The sequence below is a fragment of the Lacipirellula parvula genome (assembly GCF_009177095.1).
Lineage (GTDB): Bacteria > Planctomycetota > Planctomycetia > Pirellulales > Lacipirellulaceae > Lacipirellula > Lacipirellula parvula.
This window is the reverse complement of sequence record NZ_AP021861.1, coordinates 6,634,479-6,652,527: the sequence shown is the minus strand read 5'-3', so window position 1 is coordinate 6,652,527 and position 18,049 is coordinate 6,634,479. Positions and strand designations below refer to the sequence as shown.

Sequence of the window (18,049 nt, the reverse complement as noted above, 5' to 3'; positions counted from 1 at the left end):
CTGGGGGTCGGTTACCACAGCGCGCGACGTCGCCAAACGGAATGGAAGCTCACCCCCCCCGGGCGGAGCCCGGGGCTAGGTGCGTTGCGGCGACGGTTGTTGCTACTCGAACTGCAGCACGCCGAAGTGGGCGGGACTTTCGGGTTGGTTCGCGGGGCCTTGCCACGATTGCTGCGTCGGAGTGCCGTCGGTCGCGTTCGGCGTCATGCGGTGGAGCGAGCAGGCCCAGGCTTGGCCGCTCTTCGGGTGCTTCGTCGTGAGTGCGCTCCAGGGGATCGCGGCCTCCACAATCCAGCGCGAGCTGGCGGCGTTCGCTTCGGCGGCGGCGACGTACCACTCTGGGTTCCAACCCGCATCGCCCCAGCAGCGTTCGGCGGTCCAGCCGCGGGCGTCGACCAGCAACTCGTAGTAAGACGCATAATCGCGGTCGAGATCGAGGCGAACGCAGACGTGGTCGGCCGAGGCGATCGCTCCGTCGCGCGGGCGCGGCCCGGCGCTCGCGGGGTAGTCGCCGGTGGGGGCTTTCTCGCAGACGATCGCGATGTAGAGGTATTCGCGGTCGTAGGCAAGTTGCACTTGGCTGGCGGGCAGGGGCGTCGCGGGCGATTGCGGCGCGAGCGGCTGTTCGGCAGCGGCGAGTTCGACTCCTTCATCGCGAGCGGCCGGTGCGTCGTTCGCTTGCAGCGGCATGGGGAGGGCGAGCTGCCAGAAGGGTTCGGCAAGGATGCCGTCGAGCTTCGGCGGATTGTCCGCGAAGGCAACGGCGGCCGTCGGCTTGGGCGCGCGATCTTTGGCGCCGCTTTCGAGCCAGGACTCCATGCGGGCGGCGTCGCCCCAGGGGTCGCCGGGGCGGCGATGCTTCAGCGGCGATAGGTAAGCGTGCGCGGATTTCTGTTCGCCCGCGAGACGCGCAGCGACGGCCCGTTGGTAGGCGAGGGGCGCGCTGTCGGCGAGTTCGGGATGGCGGTCCATCGATTGCGACGCCAAGTGAACCGCGTAGGGCGCGGCGGGTTGGCTGGCGGCATCCGCGACGTTCTTCGGCTTGCGGCGCTGCTTCGGGACGATCGCGTTGTTAGTGCGGGCGTTCGCGAGGTCGGCGTTGGCGGGGAGTTGTTGCAGCATGTCTTGCGCGGCTTGCGAAGGCTCGCGATGGGCGTGAACCATCTCGCTGCTCGCGTACAGACGCACCAACCAGAGGAGGGCGTCTTGCGCCCGCGGCGTGCCGGGGTATTGCTCGGAGAGGACGCGGCGGGTCTCGGCGGCGAGGTTGAGTTCGCCGGCTTGCAGGTGGGCCGTGGCGAGTTCGTCGATCAGTTCAGCGGCGACGTCGTCGCTGAAAGGTCGCGCCATTTGGATGAGTTGCGCGAGAGCGGCCGGTTGGCCGCCGCGATGGCGGGCGAGTTGGCGAATGATTTCGATCTCTTCGGCTTGCTTGGCGACGGCGGCCGCGTCGACTTCGCCGCCCGCGACAATCGGCTTGCTATCGATCGGCTCGCTGTAGCTCGCTTGGGCGACTTCTTCGGCGAAGGTTGCTTGAGCGTGGGCGATGGATGGCGCAAATGCGAGGGAGATCGCTAAGCCGCAAGCGGCTAGAAGCAGCGCGAGGAGCGAGTGGGAGCGATGAGAGCACGGGGGCATGGCTGGCGTCATCCTTGAGGCGAGCGAAGGGCGGCGGGTGATTGTACTGCGGGTCGGAGAGGGGCCCTAGGGCACCTCGGTGTGTGTGAGGCGCTTCTAGCCCCGGGCTTCGCCCGGGGGGAGCGTTACGTGGGGCAACGGTTACCGGAATGGTTGGCGACCCCCGGGCGGAGCCCGGGGCTAGGGGGAGCAGGGCGACGTGCCGTCGTGGGGCGGTTGTAGCGGTCGTGCTAGCAGCGGCAGGCGCGTGCCGACGAAGGCAGGCGGCGACATGGCGGTTCTCCACTATGAGCTACACTTGCGCATTGCTGAATTCCCCGCCGCGCGATGGCGTTTTCGCCGCCGCGTTAGTCCCCGCTCCCGCCGTATGCCCGCCTCGACACCTGCCTCCGTGACGCCAACGTACCCCGACGCGCTCGACCAAATTGTCGGCCGCGCCGGAGCGCTGTTTACGTTGCCGGCCGTCGCGGTCGAGGTGTTGCGGCTCACGGAATCGCCGCGGGTCGACGTGCACGCTCTCAAGGAGTGCATCGAGCGTGACCCGGCGCTGACGGTGAAGATTCTGCGGGTGGTGAACAGCTCGCTGTTCGGGCTGCCGCGCGAGGTGAGCGATCTCAACCAGGCGCTGGCGCTGTTGGGGATCAAGCCGCTCAAGTTGCTGGCGCTTGGGTTCAGCTTGCCTGAGGGGTTGTTCCTGTCGGCGGCTCGCGACCAGCTTGATTGGTATTGGAAGACGTCGCTTGTGCGGGCCGTGTCGGCCCGCGAGATTAGCGAACAGTTATTTGGGAAGCCGGGCGATGATGCGTTTCTCGCCGGGTTGCTGCAAGACATTGGCGTGCTGGTGCTGCTGAGCGAATTTCGCGAGCCGTACGCGGCGCTGTTGAGCGAGGCGATTGCGTCGCAGTCGGATCTTGCTGCGCTGGAACGCGAGTCGTTGGGCTTCGATCATCGCCAGTTGACGGCGGGATTATTGAAACGGTGGAACTTGCCGCCGCTGCTCGTCACGGCGATCGGCGCTGAGCAAGACATTCGGTACTGGGCTCACAACAAGGCGGAGCATGCCCACCTGGTGCGGGTGCTCCATCTGGCGGAACTGTTCGCGCAGCTCATCGGCCAGCGACGGTTGAGCGTGCTGCCCGACCTGCTCGACGCGGGCGAAGCTTACTGCGAACTCGACAAATCAAAGCTGAACGACTTGATCGCCACGCTCGAGCCGAAGGTACGGCAACTGGCGGGCGTGTTGTCGCTGCCGCTCGCCGGCGGCGAAGATTACTTGCAGATCATCGTGCAAGCGCACGAACAGATGTCGCGCGTGGCCGAGTCGGTGGCGGCGCCGCTGAGCCGCGGGTTGGCGAACGAAGCGGCCAATCCGATTGAAGGCGATTGCCGCGAGACGCAAGCGATGGCGTTGGCGCGGCAGCTGCGGGCGTCGTTTGAAGATTTTTATCGCGGGACGACGGCGGCTGTCGCGGCGGAAGCTCAAGCTCCAAGTGCTGCTGCGAGCGCCGAGGATTCCAACCCATTCGCCGTCGCGGCAAGTCGCACCGCAGCGAGTCAAGCGGCGTTGGCTGGGACGAGCGACTTGGAAACGCGGCTCACGCTGGAAGTGGGGCGCTGCCGTTCGTTGCGGCGGCCGGTGGGACTGGCGATCGTCGCGTTCCAGCCATCGGAATTGTTGAGCACGCTCGAAGAGGGACTCCTGGAGCGCTATCTCGATCGCGCGTGCCGCGCGGCCGACCCGCATCTCACGGTCGAGCGACTGGGCCCGTTGCGTCGCGTCGTAATGTTGCCTGGGCGTGATCGGCACGAAGCGGTGACGGCGGCCCGGCATCTGCACGATGAGTTGCGGGCGCTGGTCGAGCCGCTCGTTCGCCGCGAGCAGTTGACGCCGGTGATTGCCGGCGCGGGCGTGGCGTGGGCGGCGACGCCGGCGAAAAACTTTCGCGCGGTGAGCCTGCTCGAAACGGCCGACCGCTGCTTGACGGCGGCGCTGCGAACCGGCGGCGTGAAGAGCCTCGAGGTTTCGTAGCGGCAAGTTTTCGCTGCTTCTGACGAATAATAGACAGGATAACAGGATTGAGGGGGATCGACGGGATTGGGGAATGATGGCCGCGATGAACAGGTAGCGAATCGCTCGGTTTATTCTTCATCTAGTCGATCTGTACCATCTTGTGATCCTGTCCAGTCTTCCGAAAAACCTCGAAGCGACCGCGGGTGGCTCCGCCTGTCCGAGGCCCCTCAGTTTGCTATGATTGGCGAATGAGCACCGGCGAAAATCCTGCCCCCGAACACCAGCCCCCCGCGACGTCCGGCGGGCAGTCGCTGGTTCCTGCCGGCCGCCCGACGAGCGTCGCCGCGGTCGATCAGCCGATCGCGAAACGGCCGCTGCAGGGGGACTCGTTCCACGATTCAACGCTGGCCCACTTGCCGGAGTTGATGAAGTCGGACATCGAAAGCGGCGTGCAGATCCCGCCGCAGCGGCAAATTTTGGTGCCGGCGATGTTGTTCATCGCGACGTGCATCTCGACCTTCTGGGTCGGCGCCACGCGCTGGGATCCGATGCAGTTCGGCGTGAGCGTCACGTGGCCGCAGGTGGGCGCCGTGGTGCAAGAGAATTGGCATATCGGCCTCGCCTACATGGGCGCCGTGCTGGCAATTTTGCTGACGCACGAGATGGGGCACTTCTTGCAGACCGTGAAGTACGGCATCCCGGCGAGCTACCCGCTGTGCATTCCGGTGCCGTTCAATTCAATCGGCACGATGGGCGCCGTCATCGGCATGGATGGCAGCCGTGCGGATCGACGGCAGATTTTTGACATCGGCATCGCGGGTCCGCTCGCGGGGCTGGCGGTCGCGTTCCCCGTGTTGTGGCAAGGGATCAAGGCGCTCGACTTGAGCCGGGCGCCACAGCCGGGCGAGATTGAGTTCTACCTGCCGCTGGTGGGGCAGTGGATGCTGCAGTGGGCTCATCCCGACAAGCCGTGGGCGCATGAGCAATGGGTCGGGCTGTCGGAGCTAAACCCGTACTTCATGGCGGGGTGGGTCGGCATGTTGATCACGGGGCTCAACATGCTGCCGATCAGCCAGCTCGACGGCGGTCACACGATTTACGCGCTCTTTCTCGACAAGGCCCACACGTTCGCGCGATTCTTCATTTCGTTCGCGATTTTTTACGTCGTGATCAATCTTGAGGAAGCGATCCTCTGGACGCCGATGTTGCTGCTGGTGATCTTCTTGGGGATTCACCACCCGAAGACGCAGGATGATTCGGTTCCGCTGGGGCCAGTGCGGTGGGCGATCGGGCTGGCGTCGCTGCTGATTCCGGTGCTGTGCTTTCCGCTGCTGGGGTTCCGGCAGTAGCAGCTTCACCGATTGATTTTTTGACAGGATAACAGGATTACATAGATCGACAGGATCTTCTTGCGGTTGCCGCTGATCCTGTCAATCCGCGAGATCCTGTTATCCTGTCCAGTCTTTCGAAGGCTTGAGTGAACGCAAGAGTCGGCGCTGACCGGCTACTTCTTCTTGAAAAACTCCTTCACCGTCTGCTCGCCTTCGAGATAGCCGAGCGACGTGAGGAACTTGTCCAGCGATTTGGTGGTGGCGTAGAAGTCTTTGCTCGGCTTGTTGGGGCGGAGGTTGAAGAAGCCGTGGCCGCGGCCTTCGTAGAGGTCGAGGTCGCAGCGCGCGCCGGCGGCTTTCATGCGGTCGGTGAATTGGTGGGAGCCGCCGATGAGATAGTCGTTGGTGCCGATCATGATCAGCGTTGGCGGGGTCTTCGCGTCGATGTGGTCGGCGGGCGAGAGTTTGGTCGGGTCGACGCCCATGCGCGCGCCGTAGTTGCCGCCGCGCTTTTCGCCGGGGATTAGCGTCGCGGGATCGAATGAGGCGGCGGGGTTGTAGAGGATCATCGCGTTCGGCACGGAACTGACGGCGGCGTCTTCGCTCGGTTCGTCGAATTCTTTGATCGTGCCTGTTGCGGCGGCGAGATGGCCGCCGGCCGAGCCGCCGCTGGCCGCGATGCGATTGGGATCGATGCCGAGCTCCTCGGCGTGGGCGCGGACCCAGCGGATCGCCGACTTCGCGTCGCGGACGCAATCGACGCCCATCACGCCGTGGCGATTTTTCACGCGGTAGTCGGCGACGATGGCGACCATGCCGCGCGAGGCGAGGTAGCGGGCCTGCGGCGCGAATTGCTCGGGCGAGCCGCCGACCCAGCCGCCGCCGAAGAAGAAGACGATGGCGGGGGTTTTGTCGCTCGGCTTGTGATCGGCCGGCTCGAAGACGTACAGCTTCAGCTCGACGTCGCCAGCTTGCTTGAAGACGTGCTCTGTGACGCCCTCTTCGAACTTCGGCGGATAGCCGCCGCGTTGAGCGAAGGCAGGGGCGGCGATGAGCGATGCGGCGGCGGCGAAGACAAGCGAGCGAAGCATTGGAGGACGGCTTTCGTTACGAGGAAAAAATAACGCGATGGGCGAAGCTCGCCCATCGCGTCAGTAGCCTCCGCCAGGCAGGCGGTCAGCCGATGAGCGAGCCTGTTTACGGGGCCAGCAGCAACCGGCCTGGGTGAGCGAGGTAGCCCTTCACGTCGTTAAGGAACCGCTGAGCCGCGGCGCCGTCGACGATGCGGTGGTCGTAGCTGATCGACAGCGGCATCATCAATCGCGGTTGGAACGAATTGTCGATCCATTGCGGTAGCATGCGACTGCGGCCGATGAGCAGGATCGCGACTTCCGGCGGATTGATGATCGGCGTCGAGTAGGTGCCGCCGATCGCGCCGAGATTGCTGATGGTGAACGTGCCGCCGCGGAGGTCTTCGACCTTGAACGTGCCGTTGCGGGCCGCGTCGGCGATCTGCACCAGCTCACGAGCGATTTGCGGAATGTTCTTGCGATCGGCGTCGCGGAGGACGGGGACGATGAGCCCCTTCTCCGTGTCGACGGCGATGCCGATGTTCACGTATTCCTTGTAGATGATCTCCGTGCCTTCGTCGCTGACCGAGGCGTTGATGATCGGGTGGTTCTTCAACGCGACCGCGAGGGCCTTCACCAGGAACGGCAGCGTCGTGAGCTTGACGCCTTGCGAGTCGTAGTCCTTTTGGCTTTCCTTGCGGATGCGCTCGAGGTCGGTAACGTCGACGTCGTCGAAGTTGGTGAGCTGCGGAATCGTCTGGTGCGAGTTCAGCATGTTGCGGGCGATCGTCTGCCGCATGCGAGTCATCTTCTCGCGGCGGACGGCGCCTTGGCTGTCGGACTCGGGCGAGCCGGGGGGCGTGACGCCCTTGGGGGCCTTCGCTTCCGATTCAGCTTGGGCACGGCGAACGTGGTTGCGGACGTCTTCTTCGGTGATGCGGTCGCCGGTGGTGCGGACACGGCGGAGGTCGACGCCGAGCTCGCGGGCGAGGCGGCGGACGGCGGGGCCAGCGGCTGCGGAGGACTGACCGTCGCCGGACTTTTCATCGGACTCGACGATCACTGGCGTCGACTCGGGGGCCGGGGCGATCTTGGCCGCTGGCTTCGCGGCGGGCTTCTTTGCCGGCTTGGGGGCTTCCGGCTCTTCTTGCTCGTCGGCGACCGCTTCGTCGACTTGCTCTTCTTCGACGATCGCCTCCTTCTTGGGAGCGGCCTTCGGCTTCTCTTCCTTCTTCTCGGGCGCCTTGGCCGGTTCCTTCTTAGCGGCTGCGCCGTTGCTGGCGCCGCCGGCGGCGGCTTCAATCTCGAAGATGGCGCCGCCGACTGGTACGGTGTCGCCTTCGGAGACGAGGACCTTGACGATCTTGCCCGCTTGCGGGCTGGGGACCGGCATGGTGGCCTTGTCGGTCTCGAGCTCGAGGAGGTCTTGGTCCTTCGTGACGACGTCGCCTTCGCTCACGAGGATCGAAAGAACGTCGCCAGATTCAATGTTCTCGCCGAGCGAGGGAAGGGTGATTTGCGTGGCCATCGTGTTCCGAATGAGTAAGAAGATTAACCACAACGGCACGAAGCACACGACGAAAAATCAGAAGCAACGCCAGGCATTGCTTGCCGCCCGCTATCGCAGCGTGCGGTCCGAATGAATCCGCCTACTTCCTCACGTCGTGATCGTTGTGTCGTGGTGGTGAAATGAGTTACTTAGAACCGGGCGTTTAAGCGTACAAGGCCGATTTCTTCTCTGGATTGATGCCGAGATCCTTAATCGCTTGCGCCACCGCGGCGGCGTCGTACTTGCCGTCGAGCGAGAGCTTGTAGAGCGTGGCGACGACGATCGACTCGGCGTCGACCTCGAAGTGGCGGCGGAGGTTGGCGCGGCTTTCGCTGCGCCCCATGCCGTCGGTGCCAAGCGAGAACAAGCGACCCTTGAGCCACGGACCGAGTTGGTCGGGCAGGATTCGCATGTAGTCGCTGGCGGCGATGATCGGCCCTTCGGTCGCGTCGATTTGCTCCTGCAGGTAGGAGTGGCGGCGCGGCTTCTCGGGATTGAGCATATTCCAGCGTTCGCACTCTTGGGCGTCGCGACGGAGCTGGTTGTAGCTCGTGACGCTCCAGACGTCGCTGGAGACGTTGTACTTCGTCTTGAGGATCTCGGCCGCGCGGAGCGATTCGCGGAGAATCGGGCCGCTGCCGAACAACTGCACGCGGAGCGAGCCGCCCTCGGCTTCGTTGTTTGCAACTCGGTACATGCCGCGGATGATGCCTTCTTCGCAGCCGGCAGGCATCTCGGGCATCTCGTAGTTTTCGTTCTCGAGCGTGATGTAGTAGATCGCCGTTTCGTTGTCCTCGTACATCCGCTTAAGGCCGTCGAAGACGATGACTGCCGTCTCGTAGGCGTAGGCGGGGTCGTAGGCGCGAACGGTCGGGAACGCCATCGCGTTGATCAGGCTGTGGCCGTCTTGATGCTGCAGGCCTTCGCCGTTGAGCGTCGTGCGACCGGCGGTGCCGCCGAGCATGAAGCCCTTCGCGCGGGCGTCGGCGGCGGCCCAGATCGAGTCGCCGATCCGCTGGAAGCCGAACATCGAGTAGTAGATGAACATCGGGATCATCGCGACGCCGTGCGACGAGTAGCTCGTGCCGGCGGCGATGAACGACGACATCGAACCGCACTCGGTAATGCCTTCTTCGAGCAGCTGGCCGTCTTTGGCTTCCTTGTAGTAGGCAAGCTGATCGCTATCGACCGGCTCGTAGAGCTGGCCGCTGTGGGCGTAGATGCCAACTTGGCGGAAGAGACCTTCCATGCCGAACGTGCGCGATTCGTCAGGGACGATCGGGACGATCGCCTTGCCGATCTTCTTGTCGCGGAGCAAGTCGCCGAGCAGACGGACGAAGCCCATCGTCGTCGACATTTCCTTGCCGGGGCCTTTGCTGACGAGCTTTTCCAGCGACTTCGCGTAGTCGGCCAGCCGCGGGACTTCCAGCGTCACGGGGGCGTTGTTGCGGGCGGGCACCGAACCGCCGAGCGCCTTGCGGTGCTCGCGCATGTACTTCATTTCGGGGCTGTTTTCCGGCGGACGGTAGAAGGGCGCCTCGGCGACGCGCTCGTCCGAAATCGGAATGCCGAAGCGAGTGCGGAACTCAGTGAGTTCGGCTTCGTTCAGTTCCTTGTTGTTGTGCGTGATGTTGCGGCCTTCGCCCGCTTCGCCGACGCCGTAGCCTTTGATCGTCTTGGCGAGGATGACCGTCGGGCGGCCCTTGGTTTCGAGGGCGGCGTGATAGGCGGCGTAGACTTTCTCGGGGTCGTGGCCGCCGCGTTTCAGCGTGCGGAGTTTTTCGTCCGAATACTTCTTCACGAGCTTGAGCAGCTCGGGGTACTTGCCGAAGAAATGCTCGCGAATGTAATCGCCGCCGGAGACGACGTACTTCTGGTACTGACCGTCGATGACTTCCATCATCCGCTGAGCGAGCAGGCCCGAATCGTCGGCGTCGAGCAGCGGGTCCCAATCGGAGCCCCAGACGACCTTGATGACGTTCCAGCCGGCGCCGCGGAAGGCGCCTTCAAGTTCTTGGATGATCTTGCCGTTGCCGCGGACCGGGCCGTCGAGCCGCTGCAGGTTGCAGTTGATGACGAAGGTGAGATTGTCGAGCTGTTCACGCGAAGCGAGCGTGATGGCGCCGAGCGTTTCGGGCTCGTCGCATTCGCCGTCGCCGAGGAAGGCCCAGACGTGCTTCTTCGACAAGTCCTTGATCTTGCGATCGGTCAGGTAGCGATTGAAGCGAGCTTGGTAGATTGCCATGATCGGGCCGAGGCCCATCGAGACCGTGGGGAATTCCCAGAAGTCGGGCATCAGCCAGGGATGCGGGTAGGAAGACAGGCCGCCCCCTTCGCCCAGTTCGCGGCGGAAGTTGACGAGGTTCTGCTCGGTGAGTCGACCTTCAAGGAACGCGCGAGCGTACATGCCGGGCGCCGCGTGGCCTTGGTAGTAGACTTGGTCGCCGTCGTAGCCGTTCTCGCCGCGGCCGCGGATGAAGTGGTTCCACGCCACTTCGTACAGCGTTGCCGATGAAGCGAACGTGCTGATGTGGCCGCCTGGCTTCGCCTTATCGCGGTTGGCGCGGGTGACCATCGCCATCGCGTTCCAGCGGACGAAGCTTTTGATGCGGCGCTCCAGTTCCCGATTGCCGGGGAAGGGCGCCTGCTTGTCGGCGGGGATCGTGTTGACGTACGGAGTGGTCGCCGTGAACGGCAGCTCGACGCCGTTGCGGTGGGCGGCTTCGTCGAGGGCGGTCAGCAGTTCTTGCGCGCGCTCGGAGCCTTTGTGCTCCAGCACGTAGTCGAGCGATTCGAGCCACTCGTTCGTTTCGACCGGATCGACGTCGTTCGGAATCGGCGAGCGGACTTCGGTTGCTTTTCCTGTTGCCATACCGGCAATCGTCCTTCTTTTATCTTCTGAATTGAACCACGACGGCACGACGGAAGAAGCGAATCAGTCAGCCAGTCTTCGTCGTGCTCGTTGTGTCTTTGTGGTGAGTTAGTTCTCTTGCGTTTGCTTCCGCTTGGGGCGGTAGATTTCGGTGGCGTAGCCGAGTTGGGCTTCGGCGCTGAAGCCGACCGTTTCGCTGAGGGTGGGGTGGGGGTGGACCGACTCGGCGAGGTCGCGGGCCGTGCAGCCCATTTCGATCGCGAGGACGGCTTCGGCGATCAGCTCGCCGGCGCCGGCGCCGACGATGCCGCAACCGAGGACGCGCTCGGTGGCCGGGTCGACGATCAGCTTCGTGAGGCCGTCGGTGCGACCGTTGGCGATCGCGCGACCGCTGGCTTGCCACGGGTACTGGGCGACTTCAACTTCGCGGCCTTCGCGCTGCGCTTGGTCGGCGGTGAGGCCGGCCCAGGCGATTTCGGGATCGGTGAAGACGACGGCGGGGATGGCCGCCTTGTCGAAGGCCGCCGGTTCGCCGGCGATCACTTCGGCCGCGACTTTGCCTTCGTGCGAGGCCTTGTGGGCTAGCATCGGCTCGCCCGCCACGTCGCCGATGGCGAAGATGTGCGGGTCGCTGGTGCGTTGCTGGTCGTCGATTTCGACGAAGCCCTTTTCGTTGACTTTGACCTTCGTGTTCTCGATACCGAAGCCGGCCGACTTGGGACGACGGCCGACCGAGATCAGCACGCGGTCGTAAGTGTTCGTGAACTTCGCGCCGTCGGGGCCTTCCATTTCGACTTCGACCTTGCCGCCGACGTCGGTGACGCCGAGCACCTTCGTGCTGAGCATGATCGAGTGGAAGTGTTCGCGGAGGCGCTTCTCCAGCGGCTTCACCAGATCGCGGTCGGCGCCGGGGAGGAGACCGTCGAGAAGTTCGACGACCGAGACCTTCGAACCGAGTTCACTGTAGACCGAACCCATTTCGAGGCCGATGTAACCGCCGCCGACGACGAGCAGCGATTCGGGGATGTCGGCGAGCGCGAGGGCGCCGGTCGAATCCATCACGCGGTCTGAGCCGATCTGGAACATCTTCGGCATCGCCGGAGTCGAGCCGGTGGCGAGGATGCAGTGATCGAAGGTAATGCGTCCATCGCCGCCGTAGGTGGCGGGGTCGCCCCCTTCAAGCTGCAGCGTTTGCGAATCGACGAAAATGCCGCGGGCGTTGACGACCTTCACCTTGCGACGCTTGGCGAGTTGGCCGAGACCGCCGGTGAGGGTGGCGATCACCTTCTCTTTGCGTTCGCGAATTTTGTCGATGCTGAATTTCGGCTGCGGAAACTCGACGCCCCACTCGACCATCTCGCGGGCTTCGCTGATGACCTTGGCGACGTGGAGGAGGGCCTTCGACGGGATGCAACCGCGGAGGAGGCAGGTGCCGCCCAGGCGAGGATCGGCTTCGACGATCGTAGTTTCCAGCCCGAGGTCGGCTGCCATGAAGGCTGCTGCATAACCGCCGGGACCACCGCCGAGCACGACTACTTGCGAATGCATACCTCTCCTCAGTTCCTTTTCGTTGGCCTTCTCTCGTCGGCCGCGTCTCGATGGACGACTGAACCTAGCTGATCTAACCCTCGCGAACCCATCATTTTAACGGGGGGCGGGGTTCTCACAATGGCATGGCGCCGGGGTGGGAAACGGGCTGTTACCCGCGGGAACGGGCGATGGCGGGGATGACGGAACCTTAATGATGCGGGGCGGGGAGCGGCGGGGCGGGACGTTTTTGGGCGGGGCTGGCCGGGAAGCCCAACGGTTGGCAGGGCATTCAGTATCCCCGTGCGTGGAACGAATTCCTACTCCCTATTTTACGCAGAAGGGGGGCGGTGGTTTTGCGCAGATTGGCGGGGCGGGATCTGGGGGCGGGGGACCGGGGCGGGGACCGGAGGGATGAACCCTCCGGCTCGCTGGTCATCTGTTGAGAAGATGGCGGAGGGCGGGTTCTAGTTCGGGGTACTGGAACTGGTAGCCGGCCGACTGCAGAGCCGTGGGGGCGACGCGGGTGCTGGAGAGGAGCAGGGCGTCGCCCATTTCGCCGAACAGCAGCTTTACTGCGAACGCGGGCATGGGGAGTACCGTCGGGCGGCCGAGGACCCGGCCGAGGGTTTTCGTGAAGCTGAGGTTCGTCGACGGATTGGGAGCGACGACGTTCACCGGGCCGACGACGGGCTCGCTGCGGCTGAGCAGGAAGATGATCGCGCCGACGAGGTCGTCGATCGTGATCCAACTCATAAACTGCTCGCCGCTGCCGACCTTGCCGCCGAGGCCGAGCTTGAACGGCGTGAGCATCTTCGCCAGCGCGGCGCCGTCGGCGCTGAGGACGACGCCAATGCGGATGTTCGTCACCGGAATGCCGGCGTCGCGGGCCGGCTGGGCGGCCGCTTCCCACTGTTGGCAGACTTTGGCGAGGAAGTCGTCGTCGGGCGACGATTGCTCGGTCATCACGTCGGCGCCGCGGTTGCCATAGTAACCGATGGCCGAGGCGGAGACGAAGACGCGGGGCTTGCGTTCCAAATGGGCGAGGGCGTCGGCGACGAGGTGCGTCCCTTTGACGCGGCTTTCGAGAATCTTGCGTTTGAACTCCTCGCTCCAGCGACCCTCGGCGATGTTCTCGCCGGCGAGGTGGACGACGGCGTCGATCCCCTCGAGCTTCGCGCGATCGATCTCGCCGCGGTCAGGATTCCAATAGAGTTCACGGGCTTCGTCCCTCACCGGCCGGCGGACGGCGGCGACTGGCTGGGCGCCGAGTTTGGCGAGCTCAGCCGAGAGTCGCGACCCAACGAGGCCGCTGGCGCCGGTGATGAGAATGCGCTGATTGGCGAGCGATGACATGGAGATGAGCGGGGTTGGAGTTTTGTGGGCAGTGGGCAATTAAGCCGCCGTTACGCGATACGTGCCTGCATAAAGCGTTCCGAAGTTTCCCCGTATCGACCCGTACTTCTGAACCCTACCTAACGCCGTTTCTCCTGGTACTCCTTGCTCGCCCGTTCAAGCGTGCGGCGTTCTTTCCACGTGAGGCTGTCTTTGCCGCTGCGTTGGATCTTTTCGAGGATGACGTCGACTTGCTGGGCGAGAGAGTCTTCCGCATCGTCTTCGTCGGGATCGTGAACGCGGAGCTTAGGACCGCTGCCAGGGAGTTTGGGCATGGTGAAGTTCGTCGGCCAAAACCGGCTCAGTTGCCAGCCGAGCTTGTAGTACGCCAGACCATAGAGGGCGCCGCCAAGATGGCAGGTGAACGCGATGTCGCCGCTGCGCGCCATCGCCCCCCGAACGTCGAAGAGGATGCCAAGTGCGGCGGCGACCCACATCGGGACGGGAATCAGGAAGAACAGCAGTACCTGCCGGTGCGGCCAATTGAAGGCGAAGAGGACCACAAGGCCGGCGAGGGCGCCCGAGGCGCCGATGGCCGTCGGCACTTTCCCGAGTTGCCGCAGCACCGCGAAGTCCGGGTCGCTCACGTTGACGGCATATTCGCTCAACGACCAAACCAAGCCGGCCGCCACGATGCCGAGCAAGTAAAAGAGAATAAACTCACGTTTTCCATAGCGGGCTTCCACCTCGCGCCCGAACATGAACAGCACGAGCATATTGATCAAAATATGCGCGACGTCTTGCTGCGAGTGGAGGAACCCGTACGTGACCAGTTGGTAGGAGGTCCAGGGACGCAAGAACCAGTCGCACTTCAGCGAGAAATAGTCGCCTACTGCGGGGGTGAACAATTGCGCCAGGTACACGACGCCGGTGATGACGATCAACTGCATCGTCGCCGAAGTCGGCGCGCTGAGGCGGAAGCCTGGTTCGCCGTCGCGGGCGTATTCTCGGTCGTAAAGTCCCATAGCGGCTGCTGACTACTAATTCGCCGCGAACGGCGGAGTGGATGCGGAGCGGGCCCCCGAATTGTACGTCGGCGGGGCCGGCGAGGGCGTCAGAGGGGAAGGTAGCCGCAGAAAGACGAGGGGGGAAGGCGGAACCTTCGCGGGACTGTCGCGGCTTTTCCGCGCGAAGCAGCCGGAGGCCAGCGGCCTACGGGGAGCTTGGGGCAGGCGATGGCACGGCGGACGCCCGTGGTTAGAGCGAGACCCACGCCAGTAGTTCAACGACGACCATGAATGCCAGCATCCAGGCGTCGGCGGCGGGGAGCTTTGTTTTCCGCGGAACGGGCATGTGACGATTTTATCGTCGTCGCTGGCGGCGAGAAAGAGAACTGCGGGGGGACGCAGACCGCGGGGGTGAACCCCGCGGCTCGCTAGTTAGGGAGATTGAGCAGGGATCTGGGCGCTGGGGCGGGGGACTGTCTGTCGATTTCTTGCAGTTCCGCCAGTTTCTCTGCGATCAGCGTGCGGGCGCCATCGGCGTTTTGCTTGAGCAAGTTTTCGATCTGCGCCCGGCCGTTAGCGATCTGCGAGTTGATTTTCGCCCGCAGGTTCTTGATGAACGCGAGGTCGCGTTCCATGTTCTTCAGGTCGGCGCTGACCTCGGTCCGCTCCTTCGTACGCAGTGCTTCGAGCTTCTTCGCACTGGCCTGCGCGGCGTCGAGGTCGGCAATCTGCTGCTTTAATTCCGCGATGTCCGCTTCCATCACGGAGCGTTCGCGCATCATATCGGGGAACAGGTAGCTGTAGTCGCGCAGCGGGCGGTCGTAACGCCATTCGACGACCTTCGAGGGGTCTGCCTTCGCGTCGTCGGGACCGATCTGATTCCCTTCGGGAGCGGCCGCGTCGAAGGCGGCGCGGTGGTATTCGTCGTCGTCGGGCTTCGCGGGCGTTCCCTGGCGGATGTACTCGTTGACCGTCGACGCCGGCAGAAGCGCTTTGAGGGCGGCTTCATCGAGCCCGGCGAAGAGGGCGTGGTTGTCTGCCGGCATCAGCTCGTACAGGCTCCAGGTTTTCTTCGTCTGGATCGACTTGAGGATGCGATTGCCAATGAACGGCGTGATGGCTTGGACTGGTTCCAGCACCACCGCGTTTTCGGTGGCCTGGGCGACTTTGAATTCGCCGATGTACTGGGCGCCTTGGTCGGGAGCGGCAGGATTCGGGGCGCCGTTCTCGAAGGCGTAAACGATGGCGCCGACGGGGAGGCCGTGACCTTGCGGCGCCGCGGGAGCTGCGGCGGCAGGAGCCTCGGCGCTTGGGTCAGCGATGTCGGGATCGACCGCCGGAGCCAGCTGCGCCGGAGCAATCGTGACGGTCACCTGGCCCGTTTGCTGAATCGCGGTGGGGGTCGCGTTGCGCCAGACCTTGCCGCGAGCGCGGGCGAGATCTTGCAACCGCGTCGTCCAGACGGCGAGGCTCGGCATGCGGCCTTCGACCTCGGCGTCGTACGGCACTTCGCCGGCAAACTTTTCGGAGTTGAAGACGCGCATCACGGCCGGATCGCTGCTGATCGTTCCCCGCTGCAACGCGCGCACGTCGGCTTGGAGGTCGGCTAGCTGCTTTTCCTTGGTGATGATGTTCTTGCGAATGTTGCGATTGAGGCGGAAAGTTTCCAACCCCAAGTAGAAGGTGGCGAGCGACATAAAGAAGATGCTCAGCAGCAGGAGCATCTGGGCCCAGTGCCAGTTCTTGATGCTCATGATGATCGTGATCAGACCGACCAGGACCACCAAGAGAACGACGATTTGCAGAATGAGGGCCAAGGGAATCTGTTCCTGCGCTGCGGGCCGCTTTGGAAGCGGTCGGCGGTCAGCGGTCAGCGGTCAGCCGGAAAGGGCGCCCGGGCGGGCTGCTTGTTTGGCTGAATGCTGAAAGCTGAAAGTCGATCGCTCTCCCCCTATGGATGACCTGGGGGATTGGGGAAATTGTGCAGCTTTGATGTTAAGTGGCCTAGTTGGCAGCGTCAAGTTTTTGCGGGGCTGCGACTTGCGTCACGGCGGGTGGCCATTGTTTTGGGGGGAACGGGGCGATTTTGCGGGCAAGCCACGAAGGCTCGGAGGGCACGAAGGAAGTCACGAAGGGGAAGTATGGCTTCCAGCCGGAGGGCCACTGTCCTCCGGGCTGCGGTGGAGTCACCGTGGCTTAATGGCGAGCGGTTTTGTGGCGCCGCCCGGACCGCGTGGCGGTCCGGCTAGAGGCGGGCTTGTGCTTCGTGCGTTCTTCATGCCTTCGCGTCTTGGTGGTTCGCTCCCAGGGCGGCGAGCAGGGCGCCGATCATCGCCGGGGTGTGATTGGCGGTGAGGCTGAGGCGGAGCAGCGATTCGCCGGGGGGGACCGAGGGGGGGCGGATCGCTGGGACCCAGAACCCGGCGTCGCGGAGGCGGCGGCTGAGGGCGACGGCTTCGGCTGCGGGGCCGACCTCGATCGGGATGATCTGGCTGGCTGAGTCGCCGGTTCGCCAGCCGGCGGCTTGGAGACGTTCGCGAAGGTCGGCGGCCGTGGCGAGTAGCTGCGTTCGGCGCTGCGGTTCGGCGACGACGACGTCGAGGGCGACAATCGCTGCGGCGGCGGTCGACGCCGGCTGAGCGGTCGAGAAAACGTAGCTGCGGGCCCGATTCGCGAGGTAATCGACGAGCGCCTGCGGCCCGACGACAAACCCGCCCGCGACGCCGAGGGCCTTGCTCATCGTGCCGATGCGGATGGCGCCGTCCGGTTCGATGCTGGCGGCCTCGGCCAGCCCGCGGCCGTGCGGGCCGAAGACGCCGGTGGCGTGGGCTTCGTCGAGCAGCAGCATCGCATCGTAGCGGCGCGCGAGGGCGGCGATCTCGACGAGCGGCGCCACGTCGCCATCCATGCTGAACAGGGTGTCGGTTGCGATCAGCGAACGGCGGGCCTGCGGTGCATGGGTGGCAAGCAACTCGGCGAGGTGCGCGGCATCGTTGTGGCGGTAGATGTGCGTCTCGGCCCGCGAGAGGCGGCAGCCGTCGATGAGGCTGGCGTGGTTCTTCGCATCGGCAAAGATCGCATCGCCGCGGTCGGCAAGGGCGGGGACAATGCCGGCGTTCGCCGCGAAGCCGGAGGGGAAGAGCAGGGCGGCCTCGGCGTGCTCGAACTCGGCGAGCCGGCGTTCGAGTTCGGCGTGAATGGTGGAACGGCCGCAGACGAGCGGGCTGGCGCCGCGACCGACGCCGGTCGCATGGCAGGCCTCGGCCGCCGCGGCGGCAAGGCGGGGATCGGCGGCGAGGCCGAGATAGTCGTTCGACGCGAAGTTGATCAGCGGCCGACCGGCGACTTCGATCGTCGTGGTTTGCAGGTCGAACGGCGCCGGCAGTTCGCGCAGCAGATCACGCTGGCGTAGGCCTGCGAGTTCAGCGTCGATCCAATCAAGCGGAGCCATGGAGCCTAATCGAGGCAAGCAGCCGCCGGTCAACGACCGGCCGGAGCGGGGAGAGAGGGATTTATGATTTAGGATTTATGATTTCTGATGTGGGGAGGGTACGGGCGCCTCCGGCAGGCAGATCAGCAATCATAAATCCTACATCATACATGTTCTTGTTTCGCTCCGGCGGGTCGTTGACCCGCGGCTGCTGGCGTGACAGCGGGCCCCTGTAACGGCCCCGTAACATGCGGTTTGACAGGGGGCGGCAGGTGCGAA

General features: G+C 64.5%; 11 protein-coding genes. 2 read left to right on the top strand and 9 right to left on the bottom strand.

All coding sequences use genetic code 11. The features are described 5' to 3' along the window. Positions 1-102: 102 nt before the first annotated feature. Entirely contained in the window at positions 103-1,638 is a 1,536-nt protein-coding gene (locus tag PLANPX_RS25940) for a hypothetical protein (RefSeq protein ID WP_152101530.1), read from the bottom strand. Between the two features lie 367 nt (positions 1,639-2,005). On the opposite strand from PLANPX_RS25940, the gene PLANPX_RS25935 reads away from it, so the two are divergent. Continuing rightward, the gene (locus PLANPX_RS25935) at positions 2,006-3,667 is read left to right on the top strand and encodes an HDOD domain-containing protein (RefSeq protein ID WP_172992341.1); all 1,662 of its coding nucleotides are present in this window, start codon (positions 2,006-2,008) and stop codon (positions 3,665-3,667) included. 230 nt (positions 3,668-3,897) lie between these two features. After that, the gene (locus PLANPX_RS25930) at positions 3,898-4,998 is read left to right on the top strand and encodes a site-2 protease family protein (protein ID WP_152101528.1); all 1,101 of its coding nucleotides are present in this window, start codon (positions 3,898-3,900) and stop codon (positions 4,996-4,998) included. A 155-nt stretch (positions 4,999-5,153) separates the two neighbouring features. Here the strand turns inward: PLANPX_RS25930 and PLANPX_RS25925 are convergent, their stop codons facing one another. The 8 genes from PLANPX_RS25925 to bioF form a co-directional block, all read right to left on the bottom strand. Then, positions 5,154-6,071, bottom strand: coding sequence for an alpha/beta hydrolase (locus PLANPX_RS25925; RefSeq protein WP_152101527.1), 918 nt, complete (start codon positions 6,069-6,071; stop codon positions 5,154-5,156). Between the two features lie 106 nt (positions 6,072-6,177). Next, positions 6,178-7,578, bottom strand: a complete 1,401-nt coding sequence (locus PLANPX_RS25920) for a 2-oxo acid dehydrogenase subunit E2 (RefSeq protein WP_152101526.1) — start codon at positions 7,576-7,578, stop codon at positions 6,178-6,180. A 184-nt stretch (positions 7,579-7,762) separates the two neighbouring features. Beyond that, positions 7,763-10,471: a pyruvate dehydrogenase (acetyl-transferring), homodimeric type gene (gene aceE, locus PLANPX_RS25915; protein ID WP_152101525.1), complete on the bottom strand. Its 2,709-nt coding sequence runs from the start codon at positions 10,469-10,471 to the stop codon at positions 7,763-7,765. Positions 10,472-10,579: 108 nt separating this feature from the next. Then, the gene (gene lpdA, locus PLANPX_RS25910; protein ID WP_152101524.1) at positions 10,580-12,019 is read right to left on the bottom strand and encodes a dihydrolipoyl dehydrogenase; all 1,440 of its coding nucleotides are present in this window, start codon (positions 12,017-12,019) and stop codon (positions 10,580-10,582) included. 414 nt (positions 12,020-12,433) lie between these two features. Further along, positions 12,434-13,354 (bottom strand): TIGR01777 family oxidoreductase, encoded by a 921-nt coding sequence (locus PLANPX_RS25905; protein ID WP_152101523.1) that lies wholly within the window; start codon positions 13,352-13,354, stop codon positions 12,434-12,436. A gap of 119 nt (positions 13,355-13,473) precedes the next feature. Beyond that, the gene (locus tag PLANPX_RS25900) at positions 13,474-14,358 is read right to left on the bottom strand and encodes a rhomboid family intramembrane serine protease (RefSeq protein WP_152101522.1); all 885 of its coding nucleotides are present in this window, start codon (positions 14,356-14,358) and stop codon (positions 13,474-13,476) included. Between the two features lie 410 nt (positions 14,359-14,768). Continuing rightward, the gene (locus PLANPX_RS25895) at positions 14,769-16,157 is read right to left on the bottom strand and encodes a hypothetical protein (RefSeq protein WP_152101521.1); all 1,389 of its coding nucleotides are present in this window, start codon (positions 16,155-16,157) and stop codon (positions 14,769-14,771) included. A 458-nt stretch (positions 16,158-16,615) separates the two neighbouring features. After that, positions 16,616-17,791 (bottom strand): 8-amino-7-oxononanoate synthase, encoded by a 1,176-nt coding sequence (gene bioF, locus PLANPX_RS25890; protein ID WP_152101520.1) that lies wholly within the window; start codon positions 17,789-17,791, stop codon positions 16,616-16,618. Positions 17,792-18,049 lie beyond the last annotated feature (258 nt).